The sequence below is a fragment of the Streptomyces sp. NPDC048278 genome, from assembly GCF_040652195.1.
In the GTDB taxonomy this organism is placed as follows: Bacteria; Actinomycetota; Actinomycetes; order Streptomycetales; family Streptomycetaceae; genus Streptomyces.
In genome coordinates this window covers 217,115-241,234 of sequence record NZ_JBEZLP010000004.1, presented here as the reverse complement: position 1 = coordinate 241,234, position 24,120 = coordinate 217,115, and the positions used below count along the sequence as shown (strand labels likewise).

At 72.0% G+C, this 24,120-nt stretch carries 20 protein-coding genes; 7 read left to right on the top strand and 13 right to left on the bottom strand.

From position 1 onward, the window contains the following. Positions 1–8: 8 nt before the first annotated feature. The 3 genes from AB0D74_RS09715 to AB0D74_RS09705 all read left to right on the top strand — a co-directional run bounded on the left by AB0D74_RS09715 (position 9) and on the right by AB0D74_RS09705 (position 4,244). Positions 9–1,154 carry a DUF6596 domain-containing protein gene (locus tag AB0D74_RS09715; protein ID WP_362583062.1) on the top strand — a complete coding sequence of 382 codons (1,146 nt, stop codon included), beginning with the start codon at positions 9–11 and terminating at the stop codon, positions 1,152–1,154. Positions 1,155–1,464: 310 nt separating this feature from the next. Next, complete coding sequence (locus AB0D74_RS09710; RefSeq protein ID WP_362582432.1) at positions 1,465–2,667, top strand: glycosyltransferase; 1,203 nt, start codon at positions 1,465–1,467, stop codon at positions 2,665–2,667. Between the two features lie 164 nt (positions 2,668–2,831). Beyond that, positions 2,832–4,244, top strand: coding sequence for a DMT family transporter (locus AB0D74_RS09705; protein ID WP_362582429.1), 1,413 nt, complete (start codon positions 2,832–2,834; stop codon positions 4,242–4,244). A gap of 112 nt (positions 4,245–4,356) precedes the next feature. On the opposite strand, the gene AB0D74_RS09700 is transcribed toward AB0D74_RS09705, so the two are convergent. Together AB0D74_RS09700 and pepN are read right to left on the bottom strand one after the other, a co-directional pair. Then, positions 4,357–5,406 carry a hypothetical protein gene (locus AB0D74_RS09700; protein ID WP_362582427.1) on the bottom strand — a complete coding sequence of 350 codons (1,050 nt, stop codon included), beginning with the start codon at positions 5,404–5,406 and terminating at the stop codon, positions 4,357–4,359. Positions 5,407–5,613: 207 nt separating this feature from the next. Next, positions 5,614–8,199, bottom strand: a complete 2,586-nt coding sequence (pepN, locus tag AB0D74_RS09695; RefSeq protein ID WP_362582424.1) for an aminopeptidase N — start codon at positions 8,197–8,199, stop codon at positions 5,614–5,616. A 148-nt stretch (positions 8,200–8,347) separates the two neighbouring features. Here pepN and AB0D74_RS09690 point away from each other — a divergent pair, with 148 nt between their 5' ends. After that, a complete protein-coding gene (locus AB0D74_RS09690; RefSeq protein WP_362582421.1) occupies positions 8,348–9,010 on the top strand; it encodes a DsbA family protein in 663 nt (220 codons plus the stop codon). 3 nt (positions 9,011–9,013) lie between these two features. Here the strand turns inward: AB0D74_RS09690 and AB0D74_RS09685 are convergent, their stop codons facing one another. The 9 genes from AB0D74_RS09685 to AB0D74_RS09645 form a co-directional block, all read right to left on the bottom strand. Beyond that, a complete protein-coding gene (locus AB0D74_RS09685; RefSeq protein WP_362582418.1) occupies positions 9,014–9,241 on the bottom strand; it encodes a hypothetical protein in 228 nt (75 codons plus the stop codon). 250 nt (positions 9,242–9,491) lie between these two features. Beyond that, complete coding sequence (locus AB0D74_RS09680) at positions 9,492–10,139, bottom strand: superoxide dismutase (RefSeq protein WP_362582415.1); 648 nt, start codon at positions 10,137–10,139, stop codon at positions 9,492–9,494. Positions 10,140–10,224: 85 nt separating this feature from the next. Next, positions 10,225–11,628 (bottom strand): amino acid permease, encoded by a 1,404-nt coding sequence (locus tag AB0D74_RS09675; RefSeq protein ID WP_362582413.1) that lies wholly within the window; start codon positions 11,626–11,628, stop codon positions 10,225–10,227. A 113-nt stretch (positions 11,629–11,741) separates the two neighbouring features. Further along, on the bottom strand, positions 11,742–12,635 hold the full coding sequence (locus AB0D74_RS09670) for a TauD/TfdA family dioxygenase (RefSeq protein WP_362582410.1): 894 nt from the start codon (positions 12,633–12,635) through the stop codon (positions 11,742–11,744). An 11-nt stretch (positions 12,636–12,646) separates the two neighbouring features. Beyond that, the gene (locus AB0D74_RS09665; protein ID WP_362582407.1) at positions 12,647–13,984 is read right to left on the bottom strand and encodes an LLM class flavin-dependent oxidoreductase; all 1,338 of its coding nucleotides are present in this window, start codon (positions 13,982–13,984) and stop codon (positions 12,647–12,649) included. Between the two features lie 93 nt (positions 13,985–14,077). Next, positions 14,078–14,785, bottom strand: coding sequence for an ABC transporter ATP-binding protein (locus AB0D74_RS09660; RefSeq protein WP_362582404.1), 708 nt, complete (start codon positions 14,783–14,785; stop codon positions 14,078–14,080). Then, complete coding sequence (locus tag AB0D74_RS09655; protein WP_362582402.1) at positions 14,761–15,606, bottom strand: ABC transporter permease; 846 nt, start codon at positions 15,604–15,606, stop codon at positions 14,761–14,763. Before AB0D74_RS09655 ends, AB0D74_RS09660 begins: the two co-directional genes overlap by 25 nt. Beyond that, entirely contained in the window at positions 15,603–16,670 is a 1,068-nt protein-coding gene (locus AB0D74_RS09650) for an ABC transporter substrate-binding protein (protein ID WP_362582399.1), read from the bottom strand. Before AB0D74_RS09650 ends, AB0D74_RS09655 begins: the two co-directional genes overlap by 4 nt. 195 nt (positions 16,671–16,865) lie before the next feature. Then, the gene (locus tag AB0D74_RS09645; RefSeq protein WP_362582397.1) at positions 16,866–18,074 is read right to left on the bottom strand and encodes an ROK family transcriptional regulator; all 1,209 of its coding nucleotides are present in this window, start codon (positions 18,072–18,074) and stop codon (positions 16,866–16,868) included. 439 nt (positions 18,075–18,513) lie between these two features. Here AB0D74_RS09645 and AB0D74_RS09640 point away from each other — a divergent pair, with 439 nt between their 5' ends. Then, complete coding sequence (locus AB0D74_RS09640) at positions 18,514–19,098, top strand: biotin transporter BioY (RefSeq protein ID WP_362582394.1); 585 nt, start codon at positions 18,514–18,516, stop codon at positions 19,096–19,098. A 66-nt stretch (positions 19,099–19,164) separates the two neighbouring features. Here the strand turns inward: AB0D74_RS09640 and AB0D74_RS09635 are convergent, their stop codons facing one another. Continuing rightward, on the bottom strand, positions 19,165–19,896 hold the full coding sequence (locus tag AB0D74_RS09635; RefSeq protein ID WP_362582391.1) for an LPXTG cell wall anchor domain-containing protein: 732 nt from the start codon (positions 19,894–19,896) through the stop codon (positions 19,165–19,167). Positions 19,897–20,145: 249 nt separating this feature from the next. Between AB0D74_RS09635 and AB0D74_RS09630 the strand changes: the two genes are divergently transcribed. Then, positions 20,146–21,855 carry a protein kinase gene (locus AB0D74_RS09630; protein ID WP_362583060.1) on the top strand — a complete coding sequence of 570 codons (1,710 nt, stop codon included), beginning with the start codon at positions 20,146–20,148 and terminating at the stop codon, positions 21,853–21,855. A gap of 3 nt (positions 21,856–21,858) precedes the next feature. Here AB0D74_RS09630 and AB0D74_RS09625 read toward each other — a convergent pair whose 3' ends face one another. Further along, on the bottom strand, positions 21,859–23,304 hold the full coding sequence (locus tag AB0D74_RS09625) for an amino acid permease (RefSeq protein ID WP_362582389.1): 1,446 nt from the start codon (positions 23,302–23,304) through the stop codon (positions 21,859–21,861). A gap of 215 nt (positions 23,305–23,519) precedes the next feature. Between AB0D74_RS09625 and AB0D74_RS09620 the strand changes: the two genes are divergently transcribed. Next, positions 23,520–24,005 carry a ribose-5-phosphate isomerase gene (locus tag AB0D74_RS09620; RefSeq protein ID WP_362582386.1) on the top strand — a complete coding sequence of 162 codons (486 nt, stop codon included), beginning with the start codon at positions 23,520–23,522 and terminating at the stop codon, positions 24,003–24,005. Positions 24,006–24,120: the final 115 nt, after the last annotated feature.

The following is a 24,120-nucleotide window of genomic DNA, read 5'->3' as shown; positions in this document are numbered from 1 at the left end:
GAGTGACGATGGACGAGGTCCTGCTCAGGAGCCTCACCCCGGGTGTGCTCACCGTTCTCGTCCGCCGCGGAGCCGACTTCGCGGCGGCCGAGGACGCCGTGCAGGAGGCCCTGGTCGAGGCGGTCCGGGTCTGGCCCGCCGACCCGCCGCGGGACCCGAAGGGCTGGCTGGTCACCGTGGCCTGGCGGCGGTTCCTCGACGCGACCCGCGCGGACACCGCCCGCCGCAGGCGCGAGGACCGCGTGGACGACGAGCCGCCGCCGGGACCCGTCCCCGCCGCCGACGACACCCTCCAGCTGTACTTCCTGTGCGCCCATCCCTCCCTCACCCCCTCCGCCGCGGTCGCGCTCACCCTGCGCGCCGTCGGCGGCCTCACCACCCGCCAGATCGCCCGCGCCTACCTGGTGCCCGAGGCGACCATGGCCCAGCGCATCAGCCGCGCCAAGCGCACGGTCTCCGGCGTCCGCCTCGACCGGCCCGGCGACGTCGCCACCGTGCTGCGCGTCCTCTACCTGGTCTTCAACGAGGGCTACTCCGGTGACGTCGACCTCGCCGCCGAGGCCGTCCGGCTCACCCGGCAGCTCGTGGCCGGGATCGACCACCCCGAGGCCGCCGGGCTGCTCGCCCTGATGCTGCTCCACCACGCCCGGCGGGCCGCCCGCACCGGGCCGGACGGCAGCCTGGTCCCCCTCGCCGAACAGGACCGCGGCCGTTGGGACACCCGGCTGATCGCCGAGGGCGTCGGGATCCTCCAGGGGGCCCTCGCCCGCGACCGCCTCGGCGAGTTCCAGGCCCAGGCGGCCATCGCCGCCCTGCACGCGGACGCGCCCACCGCCGAGGAGACCGACTGGGTGCAGATCGTCGAGTGGTACGACGAACTCGCGCAGCTGACCGACAGCCCCGTCGTCCGGCTCAACCGGGCGGTCGCGGTCGGCGAGGCCGACGGGCCGCGGGCCGGCCTCGCCGCGCTCGCCGAGCTGGACGACGCCCTGCCCCGGTACACCGCGGTCGCCGCCTACCTGCATGAACGCGACGGCGACCGGGCGACCGCGGCACGCCTGTACGCCGAGGCGGCCCTGAAGGCCCCGAACCTCGCCGAGCGCGACCACCTGACCCGCCGGGCCGCCCGGCTCAACGCCCACCGCGCCCCGTGACATCGTCGCGCGTCCGGGTGCATCGCTTGCCGTTTTTTTGCCGTCGGCCGGGCTCGTCCGGAGGGCGCACGGGAGCCGGACACCCTCGTAAAAGTGCTGGTCAGGAGGGTGGCGCCGAGGGAAGCGGAACGATGTCGGCGGGAGCGCGTCCGGCGCATGCCGCGTAAACGAACCCGACTTCGACACGAGACACTCCGTTCATCCGAATGAAACGTCCGTACCGCCTCATATCGGCTAACCCGCGGATCCCGGGGATGGCTCGATCTGGTGCAAGGCTGGTGGTCGTGTGGACGCTCGGCTCGGACTTCGTGTGCTCTCGGTCTACGAGGGTTTTTTCTCCGGGGGAGCCCGGATCGTGCACAGTGATGTGCTGCTGGGCCTGGTAGAGGGCGGACAGCAGTGGCATCGGGTGCTGAGTCTGCACGGTGAGGTCCACCGAGAAGCCACCACACAGCGCATGGAGGACGACGCGTGTTACCGGGCGCTTACGGCCGGTGGCATCGAGGTCACCTCCCTCGGCCGCAGCGCAGGACTCGTGGACGGCACCGTCGCGGCATCGGTTTTCAGCGGCCCCGAGCTGGCCGACACGGCACGGGCCATGGCCGGCGCCGACGTCATCCTGTCCCTGAAGGAGCAGCCGCTCGCGCTGCTCAACCAGGCGGGACTGCCCCGCCGCCCCGTCGTCGTCTGCCTGCACCGGTCCGACCCGGAGAACCAGGGCGAGGCGCTGGACGAGCTCAAGGCCGCCATCGCGGACGGCACGGTGGTCGCCTGCGTGTGCTGCGCCGAGTCCACCCGGGACGCGTACGAGGCCGCCGGGATCCCCGGCGAGCTGCTGCACGTGATCCCGAACGGCGTCGACCTGCTCCGCTTCCGGCCGGACGCGGCGCTGCGGCTCGCCTACCGCGAGTCCCTCGGCATCCCCGCCGGCGCCCCGGTGGTCGTCTTCGCCGCCCGGTACGCCGGCATGAAGAACGTGCCGCTCTTCCTGCGGGCGGCGCGGGCCTGGCTGGCCCGCGAGGGCGGCGGGCACGTCGTGATGTGCGGGGCCGGGATGACCGAGGACAACCCCGCTCTGTGGGCCGACATCGAGGTCGCCTTCGGCGCCGACCGGGCCGCCCTCGGCGACCGGCTGCACCTGCTCGGCGTACGGCACGACATGGAGACCGTCTACGCCGGCTCCGACGTCGTCGCCCTCACCTCCGCCTCCGGCGAGGCCGCGCCGCTCTGCCTCATCGAGGGCATGATGTGCGGCGCCGTCCCGGTCACGACGGACGTCGGCGACAGCGCCTCGATCGTCGAGGGGCACGGGTTCGTGACGCCCTTCGACCCCGACGCGATCGCGTTCGCCTGGTCGGCGGCGGTGGCCGACCGGGAGCTGTTCGCGCCCGCGCTGGCGGCGAGCCGCGAGCGGTTCAGCCGTACCCGGATGATCGCCGCCTACGCCGACCTGCTCGACCACGTCGTCGGCGACGTCCGCGACGAGCTGCGCCCGGGTGTCGGCGGGCAGTAGTGCCGCGCCGTCCGGCCCCGCCCGCGCCGCGGGCGGGGCCGGACGGACAGGACGGTGGTACAGCCTGCTGTACCCGGGGTTGGGGTGCGTACGGCAGTGATCCGCGGGCGCGGCGCTGGTGTGCTGGCAGTACCCACCGCCCCACCCGAGGTTCAGCCACCACCATGCGTACCAAACTGGACGCGGTCTCCGGTGCCGCCGTCCTGGTCACCGTCCTCGCCTTCTCCGCCACCGCCCCGCTGACCGCCTACGCCGCGGCCCCCGCGTTCGCGCTCGCGTTCGGCCGCAACGCCCTCGGGCTGCTGACCCTGGGCCCGGCCTTCCTGCTGGCCCGGCGCCGTGAGGTGCACCGCGTGTTCAGCGGGGAGCGCGGGCTGGTCCGCAGGGAGCAGCGGCGGGCGGTCCTGTTCGGGCTGGGCGCGGGCACGGCGCTGGCCGTCCACTTCGCCACCTTCATGACCGGCGCCCAGCTGACCAGCGTGGCGATGGCGACCGGGCTGGTGGCCACCCAGCCGGTGTGGCAGGCCCTCATCGCGACCGCGCAGGGCAGACGCCCGTCCCGGGCCGCGTGGACGGGGCTGGCCGTGTCGGTGGCCGGTGCGGTGGTGGCGAGCGGCGCCGACCTCGGCACGGGCGCGCGGGCGGTGACCGGGGACGTCCTCGCGCTCGCCGGTGCCGTCGCGCTGGCCGCCTACACCGCGCTGAGCGAGGAGGCCCGCCCGGACGTCAGTACGCCGATGTACTCGGTGCTCTGCTTCTCGGTGTGCACCGTCGAGATGCTGCTGCTGTGCCTGGTCACCGGGACCCCGCCGGTCGCCTTCACCGCGCAGGCCTGGTACGCGCTGCTGGGCCTGCTCCTGCTGCCGCAGCTGCTGGGCCTCTTCTCGCTGAACTTTGCCCTGGGCCGGGCCCCGGCGACCGCGGTGAGCGTCCTGCTCCTGCTGGAGGCGCCGGTGGCGGCGCTGGTCGCCTGGCTCTGGCTGGGGCAGTTGCCCACCGGTGCCGCCTGGCCCGGACTCGCCATGATCATGCTCGGGGTGGCCGTCGTGGTGATCGGCGACGCGCGGGGTGCGCCGGCCGCGCCGGAGCTGCCGGGGCAGGTCGGCGCCGGTCTCCACACCCTGCTCCAGCACCCGATACTGGCCGCGGCTCCGGCCGACGACGTCTACGACGGGATCTGGCGCGACGCCCGGCTGGGCAGGCTCGCCGAGGCGGAGCACGCCATCCGGCGGTCGGAGAACCACGCGGTCCGCCTGCACGGCGCCAAGTCGGCCGAGGCGACGCACTGGATCGAGGTGCGCGCCCACGTCGCCCATCTCACCGGCGACGGCCGCCTCGCCGTGCACCTGTGGCTGAGCGCGGCCCGCTTCCACGCGGAGCCGCCCCGGCGGGAGACGGTACGGATGCGGGGGTGCCTGGAGCGGGCGTTCACCGAGTGGCGGGGTCTGCGGGACGACGGTGCGGTGCGTGAACTGGGGCCTGCCTTACGGCAGATGTACGCGAGCCAGCCGCACTGCGTACGCGAGATCGACGCCCGCCTTGCCGCCTGCGAGGCGGCTCCCGTCCGTCACGAGTAGCCCGAGGCCGTCGGTTCCCCTCCGAACCGACGGCCTTGCCCGGCTGCCGCGCCGTCGTGGCCGGTCGCGCAGTTCCCCGCGCCCCTTCAGGGGCGGTGTCGTGGGGGTGTTTTCAGCGTGGGAGTACGACCACGTACGCGGCCGGGTCGCGGTCGGCGGCTGCCATGAGGGCTGTGCGGACCACGGCTGCCTGCTGTTCCATCGCGTCGCGGAGCTTGCGCGGGGTGAGGTGGACGACGGTGATGCCGAGCCGCTCCAGGTGCTCGCGCTTGCGGGCGTACTCGGACCACAGGGCGTCCTCGTCCTGCCGATGGCCTTGGCGCGGTGCGCGCGTGTCGAGTTCGAGGGCGACCCCCTGCTCCGGCCAGTAGGCGTCGAGGCCGCCAAGGTGGGGGCCGCCCGGCAGCCTCAGGTCGACGTTCCAGACCGGGTCGGGGAGGCCGTACTCGTGGACCATCCGGTAGAGGCGGTTCTCCGCGATGGCCCGGCCCTCGGCGACCAGGGAGTCGACGGCGTCCACCACATGGGGGCGGGAGAGCAGCTTCGCCTCGGTCAACTCCCGTACCACCGACGCCGGTTCGCAGTGGCCGCCGCGCACCGCCTCGGTCAGCAGCCGCCGTACCGCCTCCGCGTCGGTCAGGTCCGCCACCGCGTCCGCGAGGGCACGCGGGACCGGGGCGACCGGGAGGCCCGTCACCTGCACGGGGGCGGGCAGGGCCGGGGTGCGGAGCACGCGGACGTAGGAGGTCGAGCGCAGCCGGCGCAGCCGGGGGACCAGGACGTCCACGTGGTCCAGGGAGAGCAGCGGCGGGGTCGCGGAGAAGCCGTGCAGGGTCAGCGCCGCCAGGCCCGTGATCATCGCGTCCGCGTAGACCGGGCGGTGGGGGGAGTCGGGGGTCGGCTGCGCCGGGACGCCGGGGGCCGGTTCGCGGGACGTGAACAGCAGGGCGCCGTGCAGGCGTTCCTCGCTGGTCGGCGGTCCGGGGTGGAGCAGGACCACGCCGGGCAGCAGCTGCTGCCAGGGGCCGCCGGGCCGGCACTGCTCGGCGATCTCGGTGGCCGCGACGCCGTGCGAGCGGAGCTGGGCCGTCGTCAGCACCCGGCGGCGGACGTCGGACAGGTGGTGCAGGGGGCGGGGGGAGAGCGGGGTGTTGTGGGTCATGGCCTCGGGATTCCCGGGGCCGGCCGGGTCCTTAACCGGTGTTACACGGTCGTCGATAAATACGGACAAGACGGGACTAAAGGACGAGTGTTCGGGTGCCGAGTAGGGAGCCAAAACCCCTGGTCCGGATGGGTGGGGACCAGGGGTTACGGCCATGATGGAATGAATTGCGTAACGGTCACCCGGAGGGCAACCGTTGGCCAAAGGTCAGCTCGCCGGGGCCCCGGCGGCCCGCGCGTCGCACTCCTGTCCGCGCAACGTCCGTGCCAGGTCGTCCCGGGCCTCCAGGACCAGCCGGCGCAGCGCCGGAGCCGCGTCGGCGTGGGCCGTCAGCCACGCGTCCGTCGCCGCCAGGGTCTCGGGACGGTCCTGGAGGGAGGGGTACAGGCCCCGCACCACGTCCATGCCGATCTGGATCGAGCGGTCCGCCCAGATCCCGGCGATGACCTGGAAGTACTTCTCGGCGTACGGGGCCAGCAGCTCCCGCTGCGAGGACTGGGCGAAGCCCGCGATCGTCGCCTCCACCAGCGCGTTGGACAGCGCCTGCGACTCCACGACCTGCGCCCACGCCTGCGCCTTCACCGCGGCCGACGGACGGGCGGCGAGGCAGCGCACCTGGTGCCGCTTGCCGGACGCGGTGTCGTCCCGGGCCAGTTCGGCCGCCAGGACCGACTCGTCGGCCAGGCCGTGCGCGGCGAGGGGTTCGAGGAACGCCCAGCGCAGCTCCTGGTCGACGTCCAGGCCGTCGATGGCGGCAGCCCCCGACAGGAGGTCCCGGAGCAGCCGGAGGTCGGGCTCGTCGGTCGCCGTCGACGCGAAGAACCGAGCCCAGGCCAGCTGGTGCTCGCTGCCCGGCGCCGCCTGCCGCAGCTCCCGCAGGGCGCCCTCGGCGAGCAGCCGCCCGGCCGCCTCCCGGCCCTCGGGCGCCACGTAGTTCACCAGCGCCGACTCCGCCCACGCCTGGAGCATCTGCAGCACGCCGATGTCCGACTCGCGGCTCGCGAACCGCAGCACCAGGCCGACGAAGTCCCGGGCCGGCAGCAGCGCGTCCCGGGTCAGGTTCCACAGCGCCGACCAGCACAGCGCCCGGGCCAGCGGGTCGGTGAGCGCGCCGAGGTGGCCGCGCAGGGTCGCCAGCGAGGCCTCGTCGAAGCGGATCTTGCAGTAGGTGAGGTCGTCGTCGTTGACCAGGACCAGCTCGGGGGCCTCGGCGCCGGCCAGCTCGGTGATCACCGTACGGGGGCCGTCCACGTCCGCCTCGGCGCGCGCGTAGCGGACCAGGTCGCCGTCCTCCAGGCGGTACAGGCCGATCGCCACCCGGTGCGGGCGCAGCTCGGGGTGCGATGCGGCGGCCTCCTGGAGCACGGCCAGCTCGGCCACCCTGCCGTCCCCGTCGAGGAGCACCTGCGGGGTCAGCGAGTTCACCCCCGCGGTCTGGAGCCACTTCCCGGCCCAGGCGCCCATGTCCCGGCCGCTGGTCTCCGCGAGGACCGACAGCAGGTCGCCGAGGCGGGTGTTGCCGTACGCGTTGCGCTTGAAGTAGCGGCGGGCGCCCTCCAGGAACGCGTCCTGGCCGACGTACGCCACCAGCTGCTTGAGGACGGAGGCGCCCTTGGCGTAGGTGATGCCGTCGAAGTTGAGCTTGGCGTCCTGGAGGTCGCGGATGTCGGCCGTGACCGGGTGCGTGGAGGGCAGCTGGTCGGCGCGGTACGCCCAGGCCTTGCGGCGGTTGGCGAAGGTGGTCCAGGCGTTCTCGAAGCGGGTCGCGCCGACGTTCGCGAACGTGCCCATGAAGTCCGCGAAGGACTCCTTCAGCCACAGGTCGTCCCACCACACCATGGTGACCAGGTCGCCGAACCACATGTGCGCCATCTCGTGCAGGATCACGTTGGCGCGCGCCTCGTACGACGCCTGCGTCACCTTGCCCCGGAAGATGTACTCCTCCCGGAAGGTCACCAGACCCGGGTTCTCCATCGCGCCGAGGTTGTACTCGGGCACGAACGCCTGGTCGTACTTCCCGAACGGGTACGGGTAGTCGAAGTGCTCGTGGAAGAAGTCCAGCCCCTGCCTGGTGATCAGGAAGACGTCGTCCGCGTCGAAGTAGGGGGCGAGGCCCTTGCGGCACATCGCGCCGAGCGGGATCTCCAGCGTCGAGCCGTCGGGGAGGGTGCGGGAGTAGGAGTCCGTCACGTAGTGGTAGGGCCCGGCCACCACGCACGTGATGTACGTCGAGATCGGCTTGGTCTCCGCGAACCGCCATACGCCGTCGGCGAGTTCACCGGCACCGTTGCTCCACACCGTCCAGCCCTCGGGCGCCCGCACCTCGAAGCGGAACGGCGCCTTGAGGTCCGGCTGCTCGAAGTTGGCGAAGACCCGGCGGGAGTCGGCCGGTTCGTACTGCGTGTAGAGGTAGACCTCGCCGTCCTCGGGGTCGACGAAGCGGTGCAGGCCCTCGCCGGTGCGGGAGTAGGCGCAGCGGGCGTCCACCACCAGCTCGTTCTCCGCGGCCAGGTCCTCCAGGGCGATCCGGGTGCCGTCGAAGACCTCCCCGGGGTCGAGGTCCTTGCCGTTGAGGGTCACGGCGGTCACGGCCGGCGCGATCAGGTCGGCGAAGCTCGACGCGCCCGGCTCGTTGCAGCGGAAGCGGATCGTGGTCACCGAGCGGAAGGTGCGGGGCTCGTCCTGGCCCTCCCCGACGGCGGACCGTACGTCCAGCGACACGTCGTACCCGTCGACCGACAGCAGGGCGGCCCGCTCCCGGGCCTCGTCGCGGGACAGATTCTCACCGGGCACGGGCGGCACTCCTTCGTGTCGACACACATCGTCGTCAGCGGTCGGGACAGCACCGATCCTCCCACGCGCCCCTGACGGCGGGCGCCCGGGAATGGGGTGGCCGACGCCGGTGTTGCCGCTGGAAAAGGCCCGTATTCCGAGGAGAGCCATGTCCGAGACCGTGACCAGCTCAGGCAAGACCCCCGTCGACTTCTGGTTCGACCCGCTGTGCCCCTGGGCCTGGATGACCTCCCGGTGGGTGCTGGAGGTGGAGAAGGTCCGCGACATCGAGGTCCGCTGGCACATCATGAGCCTCGCGGTCCTCAACGAGCCGAAGCTCGACGAGCTGCCCGAGGAGTACCGGGAGCTGCTGGAGACCAAGGCGTGGAAGCCGATCCGCGTGGTCACCGCGGCCTGGCAGAAGCACGGCTCCGACATCCTCGGCCCGCTGTACACCGCGCTCGGCACCCGCATCCACAACAACGGCGAGGGCCCGACCGTGGAGGCCGTCGCGGGCGCCCTCGCGGACGTCGGCCTGCCGGCCGACCTGATCGACTACGCCGACCAGGAGGACTTCGAGTTCGACGCCGAGCTGCGCGCCTCCCACAAGGAGGGCATCGACAAGGTCGGCCAGGACGTCGGCACCCCGGTGATCGCGGTCCCCGGCCCCGACGGCGAGCAGATCGCCTTCTTCGGCCCGGTCGTCACCCCCGCGCCCAAGGGCGAGGAGGCGGCCCGCCTGTGGGACGGCACCGTCGCGGTCGCCTCCGTCCCCGGCTTCTACGAGATCAAGCGGACCCGGACCAAGGGCCCCGACTTCAGCAACCTGTAGGGATCACTGGAAGCCTTCCGGCAGATTGGCCCCCAGCCGCCAGTTGTCCTTGCGCTGGATCCGGCGGCAGCCCGGCTCCGTGCAGCGGTGGTAGGCCCGGGGGCGGAAGCGTTCGGCCCGCTCGCCGGGGTACTTGCTCACCGCCGCCCCGGCGGCCGGGATCTCGTCGGGTTCCAGGTCCCGGAAGTTCTTGAGCGGCCCCTCGCAGTTCGGGCATCGGACGTCGGCCACGTACGCCTCCTCGGCCGGTCGGGAACGAGGAGCATAGAAGGACCGCCGCTTCGGCGATGAGCCCGGAATCCGTCCGATCGGGGCGGATTCCGGACATCGCGGCCCGCCCGATGCGCCCTGCGGGCCCCGTCTCCCGTACCGGCATCCGGGAAGCCCCCCGCGAGTCACGTCCTCCGGGGGGCTTCCCGTCCTTCCGCCTGCCCGCTGTGAACGGTGAGAAGACGATCACGAGGCAGGACGTGTCAGCGGCTCACGGAGCCAGCAGCAGCACATCGGCCCGGGACCGGGCGGCGGCGTGACGGCGCGCCACGTCCTGCCAGTCGACGACGGCCCACATGGCGTCGATGAAGTCGACCTTCTGGTTCCGGTACTGCAGGTAGAAGGCGTGCTCCCAGGCGTCGAAGACGAGGATCGGCACGGCGCCCTGGCCGACGTTGCCCTGGTGGTCGTAGACCTGCTCGACGATCAGCCGCCCGCTGAGCGGCTCGTACGCCAGGACGCCCCAGCCGGAGCCCTGGGTGGTGGCCGCCGCCTTGGTGAGCTGGGCCTTGAAGCCGGCGAAGGAACCGAAGGACTCGGTGATCGCGTCCGCCAGGTCGCCCACGCCGTCCGCCGCCAGCGGCTCGCCGCCGCCGTCCTTCGGGCCGGTCATGTTCCGCCAGTAGATGCTGTGCAGGATGTGGCCGGAGAGGTGGAAGGCCAGGTTCTTCTCCAGGCCGTTGACCGCGCCCCAGCTCTCCTTGTCCCGCGCCTCCGCCAGCTGCTCCAGGGTGTCGTTGGCGCCCTTGACGTAGGCCGCGTGGTGCTTGTCGTGGTGCAGCTCGATGATCTCGGGGCTGATCACGGGCGCGAGTGCGGAGTAGTCGTAGGGCAGTTCGGGAAGCGTGTAGACGGGCATGGGTGTGGGTCCCCTCCGACCTCTTATTGCGAAGAGCTTGCAACTACACGTTAGCAACAGGAAGGCTGGAGGGGGGGGCGGGACGTCAGGTGTCGGCGCGCCTGCGCTGCCGCACGTAGCCCGCAGCCGCCAGGACGGCCGTCATCCCGCCCGTGTAGTACAGCTGCACGCGGGTGTCCGCCTCACGGGCCATCAGGACGAGGACCGCCGCCATGCCGGCCAGTGCCAGCCAGGTCAGGTACGGGAACGCCCACATGCGCACGACCAGCTTCTCCGGCGCCTCCCGCGCCAGGCGGCGGCGCAGCAGCAGCTGGGAGACGGCGATGAGGGCCCAGACGACCAGGATCACCGCGCCGATCATGTTCAGCAGCCAGGGGAAGACGTCGTCCGGGCGCCAGTAGCTGAGCAGCACGCAGACGAACCCGAAGAAGCACGAGGTCAGGACCGCGAGACGCGGGACGCCCCCGGAGACCCTGGCCAGCGCCCGCGGACCCTGGCCGCGCTCCACCAGGGAGTGGACGATGCGCGAGGAGCCGTAGATGTTGGCGTTCATCGCGGAGAGCAACGCGACAAGGACGACGACGTTCATGAGTTGTCCCGCACCGGGGATGCCCAGCTGGTCGAGGGCGGCGACGTACGGGCCCTTCTCGACGAGTTCCTTCGAGTCCCAGGGGACCAGGGTGACGATGACCGCCATCGAGCCGACGTAGAAGAGCGCGATGCGCCACATGGCCGTGCGGACCGCGCCCGCCACGCCCCGGACCGGGTCCTCGGACTCGGCCGCCGCGATGGTGACCGTCTCCAGGCCGCCGTACGCGAAGATCGAGGCCAGGACGCCGATGATCAGGCCCTCGCCGCCGTGCGGGAGGAAGTCGGTGAGGTTCGAGGTGCCCGGCGAGTCGGTGCCGGGCAGCGCACCGGCGACGGCCAGCACGCCCAGGACGAGGAAGAGGCCGATCGCGGCCACCTTCAGCGCCGCGAACCAGAACTCGAACTCGCCGAAGTTGCGCACCGCGGCCAGGTTCGTCGCGCAGAACACGGCCATGAACAGGGCGACCCAGGCCCACTCCGGCGTCCCCGGCAGCCAGCCCGTCACGATCTTCGCGGCGCCGATGCCCTCCAGCCCCACCGCCGTGCACAGCAGCACCCAGAACGACCAGCCGGCCGTGAACCCCGCCCACGGCCCGATCGCCCGCTCCGCGTGCGCCGAGAACGAGCCCGACGACGGGTACGCGGCCGACATCTCGCCCAGCATCCGCATCACCAGCATCACGAGGAGCCCGGAGAGGGTGTAGGCGAGGACGACGGACGGTCCGGCGGCGGCGATACCCGCGCCGGAGCCGACGAAGAGCCCCGCGCCGATCACCCCGCCCAGGGCGATCATCGACAGATGGCGCTGCTTGAGGCCGGGGGAGAGGCCCGGGGACGGCGGGACACCGCCGTCCTCGTGCGACGGCGGTGTCTCGACCGGGGTGCTGCGGTGCGGCATGGGCGCGGCTCGTCCAATGGGTGAGATGGGCAAAAACGCCCACAGTCTGGGTGGCCGCACCGCTCAGCGGAGGTGTCCGTCCAGTATCCGGACGGGCCCCTGACCGGGTGTGGTCACGCGGCCACGGGAGTGTAGTGCGAGGCGTCGCCCTGGATCGAGTAGCTCTCCTTGCCCTCGATGCCGGCCGGGATGTCGCCGGCGAGGGTCACCCGGTGCAGGCGGCGCGGCCGGCCGTCGTAGTTGTCGATGGCGTAGTGCTGGGTGATCCGGTTGTCGAAGACGACCAGCTGGTTCTCGGACCAGCGGTGGCGCAGGATGTTCTCCGGGCGGGTGACGTAGGCCTGCAGCAGGTCGAGGATCCGGCGGGACTCGGACGGCGACAGGCCGACGACGCGCTGCGCGAACCCGCCGATGTACAGGCCGCGTTCACCGGTCAGCGGGTGGACGCGGACCACCGGGTGGACCGTGCGGTACTTGATCGACGTGAACTGGGCGCGCTGGGCGGCCTGCTGCTCGTCGATCTCCTCGTCGGGGACGGCGTAGTCGTAGTCGTTGGTGTGCTCCGCCCACAGGGTGTCGGCCAGGGCCCGCAGCGGCTCGGGGAGTTGCCGGTAGGCGGCGGCCGAGCTGGCGATCAGGGTCTCGCCGCCGTACGGCGGGACCGTGATCGAGCGCAGGGTGGTGGCCTGCGGCGGGTTGAGGACGAAGGTCACGTCCGTGTGCCAGTGGTTGGCCGCCCGGCCGCGCTCGCTGTCGACCGGGAGGACGTTCGGCACGCCGTCGACCGAGGACACCGTCGGGTGGGCGGTGGTGACCTCGCCGAAGGTGCGGACGAACGCCTGGTGGCTGTCGTCGTCGAGGTCGACGTCGTCGAAGACGAGCGCCTTGTGCGTGTTGAGCGCCTCGCGGACGGCGGCGGCCGTCTCCGGGCCGAGAGGGCGGGAGATGTCGACGCCGGAGACCCGGGCGCCGATGTTCGCGGTGATCTTGGTGATCTGGAGGGACATGGCGGTTCCTTTCAGGCGAACACAGGGCTGGCGGTGTACTGGTTGGCGGGGCGCGGGAGGCCGTAGCGCTCCCGCAGGGTCCGGCGCGGGCCGTACTCCTCGCGCAGCAGGCCGCGGGCGCGCAGGATCGGCACGACGTGGTCGACGAAGGTCTCCAGACCGGAGGGCAGCACGGGCGGCATGATGTTGAACCCGTCGGCGGCGCCCTGGGCGAACCAGGTCTCGATCGCGTCGGCGACCTGCTCCGGGGTTCCGGCGAAGGTCAGATGGCCGCGCCCGCCGCCGAGCCGCCCGATCAGCTGCCGCACGGTGAGCCGTTCGCGGCGGGCGAGCCCGACGACCAGCGAGTAGCGGCTCTTCGCACCCTCGATGGCGTCCTCGGACGGCAGCCCGGCGGGGAGCGGGCCGTCCAACTCCAGTGTTCCGGCGGGGAGATGGAGGAGCCGTTCCAGGTTGGCGACCCCGTGCCGGTGCACGATGTGGTCCTCCAGGAGCTGTTCGTGCGCCCGCGCCTCGGCCTCCGTCGAGCCGATGACGGGGACGATGCCGGGCAGCACCTTGACGTGGTCGGGGTCGCGGCCGGCCGCGGCCGTACGGGACTTCAGGTCGGCGTAGAAGTCCCGCGCCTCCTCGACGGTCTGCTGCGCCGTGAACACGGCCTCCGCGTACCGGGCGGCGAACGCCTTGCCGTCCTCGCTGGACCCGGCCTGCACCAGCAGCGGGTAACCCTGCGGGGAGCGGGGCACGTTGAGGGCGCCTTCGACGCTGAAGTACGGGCCCCGGTGCCGGGGCGGGTGGATCTTCGCGTCGTCGCCCCAGACGCCGGCCGCCTTGTCGGCGACGATCGCGTCGTCCTCCCAGCTGTCCCAGAGCTTCAGCGCCACGTCGAGGAACTCGGCGGCCCGCGCGTACCGCTCGGCGTGCGCGGGCTCCCCGTCGATCCCGAAGTTGCGGGCGGCCTCCGCCCCCGCCGTGGTGACGATGTTCCAGCCCGCCCTCCCGCCGCTGATGATGTCCAGCGAGGCGAACTTCCTGGCCAGGTTGTAGGGGGAGTTGTAGGAGGTGGAGGCGGTGGCGATCAGACCGATGTGCTCGGTCGCCGTCGCCAGCGCGGTGAGCAGCGTGAGCGGCTCCAGCGCCCCGGCGGGCCGCTGCCCGACGCTGCCCCACAGGTGCGGGCCGTCGGCGAGGAAGAGCGAGTCGAAGGTGCCGCGCTCGGCGGTCCGCGCGAGCCCGACGTAGTGCGCGAGGTCGACGTGGGCGTAGGGGTCGCTCTCCGGGAGGCGCCAGGACGCCTCGTGGTGACCTGTGTTCATGAGGAAGGCGTTGAGGTGGAGCTGGCGGGTCATGGGGGTCCTTTGCAACGTTTGAGCCCGTCCGGCGATTGAGGACGAGGCCGAAGGCCGAAGCGGGGGTGTGGGGGCGGCAGCCCCCGCGGACGTTCACGTGTCCTCCGTGACCCCCAACGCCGCCAGCAACCGCGACCGGTACTCCCCGCGGGAACCCCCGTCGAGGGCCAGGTCGAGGCCGATCCGCCCGTGCTCCAGGACCAGCACCCGGTCGGCGAGGACGATCGCCTCGTCGACGTCGTGGGTGACGAGCAGCACGGACGGCCGGTGCCGCTTCCACAGCTCGCGCAGCAGGTGGTGCATCCTGATCCGGGTGAGCGCGTCCAGCGCGCCGAACGGCTCGTCGGCGAGGAGCAGTTCGGGCTCACGGACCAGGGAGCGGGCGAGCGCGGCCCGCTGCGCCTCGCCGCCGGACAGCTCGCCCGGCCAGGCCCGTTCCCGGCCGCCGAGGCCGACCTCGTCGAGCGCGGCCCGCCCCAGGTCGTGGGCGTCCCGGCCGTCCAGGCCCAGCACCACGTTGTCGAGGACCCGGCGCCAGGGCAGCAGCCGGGAGTCCTGGAAGACCACCGACACCCGTTCCGGCGCGGTGAGTTCACCGCTGCCGGTGACCCCGTGGTCGAGTCCGGCGACCGCCCGCAGCAGGGTGGACTTGCCGGACCCGCTGTGCCCGAGCAGCGCGGTGAACTGCCCGGCCGGCAGGTCGAGGTCGACCGAGTCGAGGACCGTACGGTCGCCGAACGACCTGGTCAGGCCGCGGAGTCGGACGGCGGGGCGGGTCAGCTGCTCAGTGTGCGGCGCCATGACAGCACCCTCCGTTCGACGACGCGGACCACGGTGTCGGAGACGAGGCCGAAGACGCCGTAGATCAGCAGGCCGACGAGGATGATGTCGCTGCGCCCGTAGTTCTGGGCCTGGAACATCATGTAGCCGAGGCCGCTGGTCGCGTTGATCTGCTCCAGCACGACCAGGCCGAGCCAGGAGCCGGTGACGCCGAGCCGGAGCCCCACGAAGAATCCGGGCAGCGCGCCGGGGATCACGACCTCCCGGACGAACCGGAGCCTCGACAGGTCCAGCACCTCGGCGAGTTCGACGTACCGGCTGTCGATCGCGGACAGCGCGGCATGGGTGTTCAGGTAGACCGGGATGTAGACGACGATCGCGATGATGGCGATCTTGAAGGTCTCGCCGATGCCCAGCCAGAGGATGAACAGCGGGATCAGGCCGAGGGTGGGGATCGCCCGGTTGATCTGCACGGTCCCGTCGATCAGCGCCTCGCCGGTGCGGGTGAGCCCGGAGGCCAGGGCCAGCAGCACCCCGGCGGTCAGGCCGATCGCGAAGCCGTACCCGGCCCGTTCCACGGAGGTCAGGATGTCGGTGCGCAGCGTCCCGGCGGTCCACAGGTGGACGGCGGTGTCCAGGACGGTCCAGGGCGCCGGGATCGCGCCGGGGTCGAGCTGCCCGGCGGCGGAGGCGATCGCCCAGGCGGCGAGGACGACGAGCGGACCGGCGAGCCGGGCGGCGGGCAGCCGGCGGCCGGGGGAGAGCCGGCGGCGCGGCCGGACCCGGCGCGCCTCGGCCTCCGCGACGGGGACCGGCACGGTGCCGGTGGTCACGGCGGTCATTTCCGGTACTCCGCCGGTACGGCCTTCGCGGCGAGGGACTCGAAACGGTGGTCGAAGAGCCCGGAGACATCGGTCTTCTTCACGAACCCGCCCGCCGCCAGCAGATCGGCGGTCTCCTGCTCCCACTTGATCGCCTCGTCCCAACGGGGCGGGAACAGCGGCTTGTTGGCAAGCCTGGTGATGCCCTGGGCCTGGGCGAGGGTCAGGTTCTGCGTCCTGACGTAGAACTCCTCGTTCCAGGTGCCCGGGTTCTCCCACTGCCAGACCAGGCCCTTGGCCCACTCGGGGATGTACGCGGCGACCGCGGCGGCCTTGGCCTTGTCGTTCAGCACCGCCTGCGGCGCCCAGAGCAGGTTCAGCAGGTCGACGACGTCGGTGGCGATGGTGTGGGCGCCCTTGGAGCCGTACTGCTGGAGGTAGGCCGGTGCCTGGGTGTTGGCCAGCGGGGCCACGTCCACCTGGCCGGACTGCAGGGCGGTGAGGAACTGGTTGCTGGTCAGCGGGACCAGGCGCACGTCGTCGTAGGCGAGCCCGGCCTCCTTCAGTGCCCGAAGCAGGACGACACCCTGCGCCTGCCCCTGCGAGAAGGCGAGCTTCTTTCCCTTGAATTCGGCGACCGTGCGTATGTCGCTGCCGGGCTTGGTGGCGAACAGATAGTTCGGCTTGCGGGTCAGCTCGATCGCCACGATTTTTGCGGCGAAACCCTGGTACTGCGCCTGGATCGGCGGAATTCCCGCGTTGTTGGCGAGGTCGAGGGACTTGGCGCGGAACGCGTTGATGACATCAGGACCGGCGCCGATGTTCACCCAGCTCGACACCGTGAACGGCAGTTCCGGCAGCTTCGCCAGCTTGAACGCCAGCTGCTGCGTGCCCAGATAGGAGGCGATCTTCAGGCTGGTGCCGGCCGGGACCTTGTCGGCCAGCGGAGCGGTCGAGGCGCCCGCGGTGTCGGCGGCGGCGCTGCCGCCCGCGCAGCCGCTCAGCCCGGCCACGGCCGCCGAGGCGCCGAGCAGTGAGGTGAGGAAGATCCGGCGGTCGATGCCGGAGGAGGACGCAGAAGGCATGGGAGTGCTCCGGGGAGAAAAGCAGCAGAAAGGCAGGGCGAATTCCCGGCGACGGAAGGCCGGAAAGAGAGATCTCACGCAGAGGGAAATGCGCGCCCGGGGCGCGTCAAGACGTCAGCAACAGAGGGTGCGACAGGTCATGAGAGGGATGTTCCTTGCCGTGGACGACGGCTGTCAATATTCCGAGTTTCTGAATTAAATAAGCTCTGGTGACAGGGCCGGAGCCGTGGCGGGCGAGGCGCTCAGCGGGTCCCGGTACAGCACGTCGAGGACCACCGAACCGCCCGCCACCGCCAGCACCGAGGCCCCGAAACTGGTCGGCGCGACCACGGCCGCCCGCTCCGTGCCGACCGCCTCCCGCAGCGCGGCCAGACAGTCCTCGCGGTAGAGCACCCCGACCTCGGTGACGACCACGCTCTCCGGGTTGAGGACGTCGAGCAGCAGCGCCGCCGCCCGCCCGGTCAGCCGCGCCCGCTCCACCAGCAGCCGTACGGCCGCCGGATCGCCGGCCCCGGCCGCCGCGAGGACGTCCATCGGGTTGCCGCCGTCCGTCACCCCGGCCGCCCGGGCCCGCCGCACCAGGGTGCGTTCGCTGAGCTCCACCTGAAGGCAGCCGGTGCGTCCGCAGCCGCAGGGCTCGGTGCCGCCCGGCACCGGGAGGTGGCCGATCATGCCGGCCTGGGAGCGCGGGCCGTGGTGCACCTCGTCGCCGGTGGCGAAGGCCGCGTCGACCACGTTCCCGACGAACAGGTGCAGCACGCTGCGGCTGCCCCGGGCCCGCCCGAAGAGCCGCTCCCCGTTGACCAACGCGCGCGCGTGCCCGTCCACATGGACCGGCAGCCCGGTGTGCGCGCCGAGCAGCTCGCGCACCGGCACCTCGCGCCAGCCCAGCAGGGGGTGCTCGACGACGGTCCCGGAGTCCCGGTCCACCCAGCCGCCGACGGCGACGCCGACGCCCAGCGGCCGGCTGCCGGGCGTCTCGTCGAGCAGCGCGTCGAGCCCCGCGGCGGCCCGCGCCAGCACCGCGCGCGGATCGGTGTCCCGGTGCTTCAACTCCCGCCGTACGACGACCCGTCCGCGCAGGTCGAGCAGGGCGACCGTGGTGTACGGCACGGCCACGTGCACCCCGCCGACCACGAACCGCGAGTCGTCCAGGTCGACCGGTACGTGCGGCCGGCCCACGCCCTTCACGCGCCGCGGCGCCTCCGTCTCCCGGATCAGGCCGAGTTCGGTGAACCGGGCGCAGTAGTCGGTGACGGAGGCCGGGGAGAGCCCGGTCAGCCGGGCGATGGTGGAGCGGGCGACCGGCCCGTGCTCCAGGACCGAGCGGAGGACCACACTGGCGCTGGTCCGCCGCCGGTCACGGGGCGCGGAGGTGGGCGGGGGTGCCGCGGTACGGGGCATGGGAAACCGTCCTCGGGAACGGGGCCGACACGTCTCGTCTCGGGAGCCGAGGCGCGCCGGACGGTCTCCCGCCGCGCGGCCTCAGAGCGGACGGCGACAGACGGCAGCCCCTTGCCGCCGCAGGTCGACATAGCGACGCGACGTGAGGTTCAGGGACTGGGCGACCATGTCCGGAAGCGTAGGCCAGAAACCTTGAATCCCACCAGAGTGCTGGGATTCGATTGGTGGAACTCCACAGGCCTGTTCAACGCCGTTGACGTGACTGAAACATCTCTGCCTCAGTGATCGGCGTCACCTCGTACCGCGTGTAACCCACACCCTTTGTGGGGAGCCCACCAAGTGCCGCTTCCGGCCTTTGTCGATCGCTGACGTGTCCGGCTCAGACGGGCCGGGATAGCGTCACGGAGTCCCTTGCCTGCCCCCACCCCGCGGAGTCCCCATGAGCACCGCCACCGCCGCCGCGTCGACCCGCACCGGCACCGTCCTCGCCGACCTCCTGCCCGCGTCCCGGGTGCGCGACGCCGCCCTCGTGCTCGGCGGTGCCGCGCTCACCGGCCTCGCCGCTCAGATCGCCGTCCCGGTGCCCGGCTCCCCGGTCCCGGTGACCGGGCAGACCTTCGCGGCCCTGCTCGTCGGCACCGCCCTCGGCGCCCGCCGCGGCCTGCTCTCCCTCGCCCTGTACGCGCTGGCCGGCCTCGCCGGGGTGCCCTGGTTCGCGAGCGGCACCTCCGGTGTCTCCGTCTCCTTCGGCTACATCCTCGGCATGATGCTGGCCTCCGCCGTCGTCGGCGCCCTGGCCCGGCGCGGCGCCGACCGCGGCGTGCTGCGCATGGCCGGCACGATGCTGCTCGGCGAGGCGGTCATCTACGCGATCGGCGTGCCCTACCTCGCCTACGCCGCCGACATGTCCGCGTCCGCGGCGATCGCGGCCGGCCTCACCCCGTTCCTGATCGGCGACGCGGTCAAGGCGGTCCTGGCGATGGGCGCGGTGCCCGCGGCGTGGAAGCTCGTCGACAAGCGCTGACCCGACCCGAACGGCGGTGGGGCCCCGGACGCATCGGCATCCGGGGCCCCACTCCTGTCCGGGCTGCTACGACGGCTGCCGCGGCCGTCGCCGCGACCACCACACCCCCGCCGCACCGGCCGCGATCAGCGCCGCGCCGGCCGCGCCGAGCGGCAGCACGGCACTGCCCGCGCCGGTCTTCGGCAACTGGTCGCCGCTCGGCCCCACCGGCTTGTTGTCGGTGCCGAGCAGCAGCGGGGTGGCCGGCGCGTTCGGCGACGGGTTCGTCGTACCGAACGGCACCGGGCCCTGCTGCCAGAACGTCTTCTTCCCGTCCGCGCTCTGCACCGGCAGGCAGATCTTCCCGGTCCCGCCGAGGTCGAACGCGGCGTCCACGACATAGGACTTCGACCTGCCCGCGCCGAGCACGCCGACGGAGCAGGTGAAGGCGCTGTTCGAACCGGCCGGCAGGTCTTTCTGCGCGATCGCGGCACAGCCCTGAACGCCCTTGATCCTCAGGTCGTCGAAACCGACCACCAGAAGACTGATGTCGTCGCTGTCCTTGGTCCCTTCATTCTTCACGGTGGCGGTGATCGCCGTTTTCTGCGAACTGTTGTCGACCGAGATCCGCTCGGGCAGCGTGGTCGTCAGCCGCACACCGTCCGGCGCCTGGTCGACCGCTTTTCCCCCCTTGCCGCTGCCCGGTCCCTGGTCGTCGGCGACGGCCGTGAACGGCAGGATCATCACGGCCGAGAAAGACGCCGTGACCAGCGATCCGGTGACCACGGTCAGCCGCCGGACCGTACGACGAGAACTCATGTTCGTCCCCCTTGCATCCCCCTGGACCGCGCCTGAATTCGCGGTCACTTGAAGAGGTACCACAAGATTTCTCCGCACTATGCTGGTACGGCCGTAAGTGTGACCATTGTGTGCCGGCAGGGGCGGTCGTTGAGGGGGTGCAGCGAATTGCCGGGGAATTCAGAGAATTCAGGGAATTCAGTTGGCGCGGGGAATCCGGAGAATCCGGGGGGCCCGGAGAGCGCGGGGACGGGCGGGGTTCCCGGGCTGCTGGTGACCGGCCGCTACCGGCTGGCCGAGAGCATCGGGCAGGGCGGCATGGGGCGGGTGTGGCGGGCCGCCGACGAGACGCTCGACCGGCAGGTCGCCGTCAAGGAGATGCGGATCGACGGCCTCGACGCCGAGGACACCCGCACCCGCCGCGAACGCACCCTGCGCGAGGCCAGGGCCACCGCCCGGATCGACCACCCCAATGTGGTGCGGGTCTACGACGTCGTCGACGAGGGCGAGCGCCTCTGGATCGTCATGGAGCTGGTCCATGGCCGCTCCCTGGAGTGGATCATGGCCGAGGAGGGCGCGCTGAGCCCGCGCGCAGCCGCCCGGATCGGCCTCGGCCTGGTCGCGGCGCTGCGTCAGGTGCACGCCGGGGGAGTGCTGCACCGCGACATCAAACCCGGGAACGTGCTGGTCGAGAGCGCCGCCGGCCGGGTCGTCCTCACCGACTTCGGCATCGCCGCGATCCAGGACGCCAAGGCGCTCACCATGGTCGGCATGCTCGTCGGCTCCCCCGACTACATGGCGCCCGAACGCGTCTCCGGCCGCCCGCAGGGCCCGCCCTCCGACCTCTGGTCGCTCGGCGCCACCCTGTGCGCGGCCCTCGGCGGCCGGTCCCCCTTCTCCCGCGACACCACCCTGGCCACCCTGCACGCCGTCCTCTACGAGGAGCCCGAACTTCCGCCCACGGCAGGCCCGTTGCGCGACGTGCTGGCAGCCCTCCTGGAGAAGGAACCGACGGCCCGCCCCGGCCTCGCGGAGGTCGAACGGGAACTGCACCCGGTGGCCTACCCGCCCCCCGTGGAACGCCGAACCCCCACCTACGTACTGCGCCCTCCGACCCCGCAGGACCAACCCCCACGGCCACAGGTCAGCGCATCGACAGAGGCGGCCTCCGAGCCCCGCACGGAGGTCCGCTCGGAAACCCCGTCGGGCAGTTCGGCGGCCCGGACACCGGAGCGCCCCACCAGCGAACGCCCCGAACCACAGCGCCCGGAACCGCAGCGCCCCGAAAGGGGCGCGGGGCTGCACCGATCAGCGGCTCCGCCGCGGCGCGCGCCCAGCCACGACGCGCCCGCACGTCCCCACCCGGCCAAAGCCCCCCGACGCACAACTCTCCTCGCCGTCCTGGGAATCGCCGCCGTGGCCACCGCCCTCGCCGTCCTCCTCCTCACCACCACAACAGGCGGCGGCGACAGCAACACAACGACCGGCACCTCCACGACCCCCTCGGCTGCAACCGACCCCCCGGCAACCGTGGCGGGCACCGCCCGCCCCCGCTCCCTCCCACCCGGCACCCACGAGGAGGCCGGCGGCTTCGCCTGGGCGCCGCCCGCCGGCTGGCGCAGGGACGTGAAGACGGGCGCCGAGGTCCACTACACCTCCCCCGACGGCGGCCAGGAACTCGTCGCCAAGTCCTCGCTCGCCCGCGGCAACCTCATGGAGACCTGGAGCGCCTCCGAGCAGAGCGCCCACCAGGGCCAGGACTACACCAAGATCCGGTTGGCCGAGACGACCTTCCGCGGCCACCCGGCCGTCGTCTGGGAGTACACCTTCACCCTCGGGGGCACCCCCTGGCACGCACGGCTGCTGGGCTTCGACGCCGGCGGCAAGTCGTACCAGATCAACACCTGGTACCAGCCGGCGGTCGAAGCCCAGGCCGTACGGACGTACGAGAAGGTGAAGGACAGCTTCACCCTGCTGTGAGGGTCAGCCGACGGACACCTGGTCGGCGGGCTCGGCGTCCGCGCCGGCCTCCGCGTCCGCCCGGCCCCCGCCCGTCACCTTCTGCTTCACCAGGGCGACCGCGACCACCGCCGCGGCGACCAGCAGCGAGAGCAGCACCGTCGTACGACCGCTGCTCTCGCCCTCCGTGTCGGTCAGCATGTAACCCAGCACGAAGACGATCAGACCGGCCGTCGCCCAGGTCAGGTACGGGTACAGCCACATCTTCACGACGAGCTTCTCCGGCGCCTCGGCCTGGATGATCTTCCGCATGCGCAGCTGCGAGAAGCAGATGACCAGCCAGACGAACAGGGCCACCGCGCCACTGGAGTTGACGAGGAAGAGGAAGACGGAGTCCGGGAACCGGTAGTTGAAGAAGACGGCGACGAACCCGAAGACGACGGACGCGACGATCGCGGCCGTCGGCACCCCGCGGGCGGTGGTCCGCGCGAACGCCTTCGGCGCGTCACCGCGCTGCCCGAGCGAGAACGCCATCCGGGAGGCCGTGTACAGGCCGGAGTTGAGACAGGACAGCACGGACGTCAGCACGATGAAGTTCATGATCTGGCCGGCGTGCGCGATGCCGAGGGAGTCGAGGGCGGCGACGTACGAGCCCTTCTCCTTGATCGACGGGTCGTTCCACGGCAGCAGCGAGACCACGATGAGGATCGAGCCGAGGTAGAAGACGCCGATCCGCCAGATGATGCTGTTGGTGGACTTGGTGACCGCGCGCTGCGGGTCCTCCGACTCGCCGGCGGCCAGGGTGGCGATCTCGCTGCCCATGAAGGAGAAGACGACGAGCAGCACGCCGGTGAGGATGGCGCCGGGCCCGTGCGGCAGGAAACCGCCGTGGCCGGTGAGGTTGGAGAAGCCCGCCTTGTCGGTGTCGGCGCCGGGCAGCACGCCCAGCACCGCCAGCAGGCCGACGACGATGAACGCGCCGATCGCGACGACCTTGATGCCGGCGAACCAGAACTCGAACTCGCCGTAGGAGCCGACGGAGACCAGGTTGGTCGCGGTGAGCACCGTCATCACGATGAGCGCCCAGGCCCACTGCGGTACGGCCGGGATCCAGCCTTCCAGGATCGTGGCACCGGCGGTGGCCTCGACCGCCAGCACCACCACCCAGAAGAACCAGTACAGCCAGCCGATGGAGAACCCGGCCCAGCGGCCGAGCGCGCGGTCCGCGTGCGCGGAGAACGATCCGGAGGTGGGGTTGGCGGCTGACATCTCGCCGAGCATCCGCATCACCAGCACCACGAGCGTGCCGACGAGTGCGTACGACAGCAGGATGCCGGGGCCTGCGGTGGCGATGCCGGTACTGGAACCGACGAAGAGGCCGGCACCGATGACACCGCCGATGGCGATCATCGACAGATGCCGGTTCTTGAGTCCTGCGTGGAGACCGTCCTGGGGACCGGTGCCAGTCATGGGGGGAATCCTTTGCGCCGGGTGAGCGGGCTCTCGTACGAGCGGCGTACGAGTCGGTCCAGTGAAACGGAGGTGGACTGATTCCTGAACCTTTGAATCCGGATCGTTACTTGAGGTTTTCCTGAGGTTCTGTAGTGTTACTCACAATTTCCGGGACGCTTTCGGTATGCGGCCCCGCCCCTGCCGCGCGTTCACGCCCGTGTCACACTCATCCCATGCGCGTGTATCTCGGCTCCGACCATGCGGGCTTCGAACTCAAGAACCACCTCGTCGAGTGGCTGAAGGCGGCGGGTCACGACCCCGTGGACTGCGGCCCCCACATCTACGACGCCGACGACGACTACCCGCCCTTCTGCCTCCGCGCGGCCGAGCGGACGGCGGCGGACCCCGCCTCCCTCGGCATCGTGATCGGCGGCTCCGGCAACGGTGAGCAGATCGCCGCGAACAAGGTGAAGGGCGTGCGGGCGGCGCTCGCCTGGAGCGAGGAGACCGCGTCGCTCGGCCGGCAGCACAACAACGCGAACGTCGTGGCGGTGGGCGCGCGCATGCACACGCAGGACGAGGCGACGAAGTTCGTCGAGACCTTCCTGAACACGCCGTTCTCCGAGGGCGAGCGGCACATCCGCCGCATCGACATGCTCTCCGCCTACGAGACCACAGGCGACCTCCCCCCGATCCCGGCCCACCACCCCCAGCCGTAGCCCACCCACCCGACCCGGTCGCCTGCGAAGCGAGGCGGGTGCGTGACCCCAGACATTCGACCGCAGGCACGCGCGGCCTGACCCCGCAGTTCCCCGCGCCCCTTACGGGGCGCCT

Coding starts and splice junctions, on each gene's coding strand:
- AB0D74_RS09715 (WP_362583062.1), top strand. CDS start 9: ATGGACGAGGTCCTGCTCAGGAGCCTCACCCCGGGTGTGCTCACCGTT.
- AB0D74_RS09705 (WP_362582429.1), top strand. CDS start 2,832: ATGCGTACCAAACTGGACGCGGTCTCCGGTGCCGCCGTCCTGGTCACC.
- AB0D74_RS09700 (WP_362582427.1), bottom strand. CDS start 5,406: ATGACCCACAACACCCCGCTCTCCCCCCGCCCCCTGCACCACCTGTCC.
- AB0D74_RS09690 (WP_362582421.1), top strand. CDS start 8,348: ATGTCCGAGACCGTGACCAGCTCAGGCAAGACCCCCGTCGACTTCTGG.
- AB0D74_RS09680 (WP_362582415.1), bottom strand. CDS start 10,139: ATGCCCGTCTACACGCTTCCCGAACTGCCCTACGACTACTCCGCACTC.
- AB0D74_RS09675 (WP_362582413.1), bottom strand. CDS start 11,628: ATGCCGCACCGCAGCACCCCGGTCGAGACACCGCCGTCGCACGAGGAC.
- AB0D74_RS09670 (WP_362582410.1), bottom strand. CDS start 12,635: ATGTCCCTCCAGATCACCAAGATCACCGCGAACATCGGCGCCCGGGTC.
- AB0D74_RS09665 (WP_362582407.1), bottom strand. CDS start 13,984: ATGACCCGCCAGCTCCACCTCAACGCCTTCCTCATGAACACAGGTCAC.
- AB0D74_RS09660 (WP_362582404.1), bottom strand. CDS start 14,785: ATGGCGCCGCACACTGAGCAGCTGACCCGCCCCGCCGTCCGACTCCGC.
- AB0D74_RS09655 (WP_362582402.1), bottom strand. CDS start 15,606: ATGACCGCCGTGACCACCGGCACCGTGCCGGTCCCCGTCGCGGAGGCC.
- AB0D74_RS09650 (WP_362582399.1), bottom strand. CDS start 16,670: ATGCCTTCTGCGTCCTCCTCCGGCATCGACCGCCGGATCTTCCTCACC.
- AB0D74_RS09645 (WP_362582397.1), bottom strand. CDS start 18,074: ATGCCCCGTACCGCGGCACCCCCGCCCACCTCCGCGCCCCGTGACCGG.
- AB0D74_RS09640 (WP_362582394.1), top strand. CDS start 18,514: ATGAGCACCGCCACCGCCGCCGCGTCGACCCGCACCGGCACCGTCCTC.
- AB0D74_RS09635 (WP_362582391.1), bottom strand. CDS start 19,896: ATGAGTTCTCGTCGTACGGTCCGGCGGCTGACCGTGGTCACCGGATCG.
- AB0D74_RS09625 (WP_362582389.1), bottom strand. CDS start 23,304: ATGACTGGCACCGGTCCCCAGGACGGTCTCCACGCAGGACTCAAGAAC.
- AB0D74_RS09620 (WP_362582386.1), top strand. CDS start 23,520: ATGCGCGTGTATCTCGGCTCCGACCATGCGGGCTTCGAACTCAAGAAC.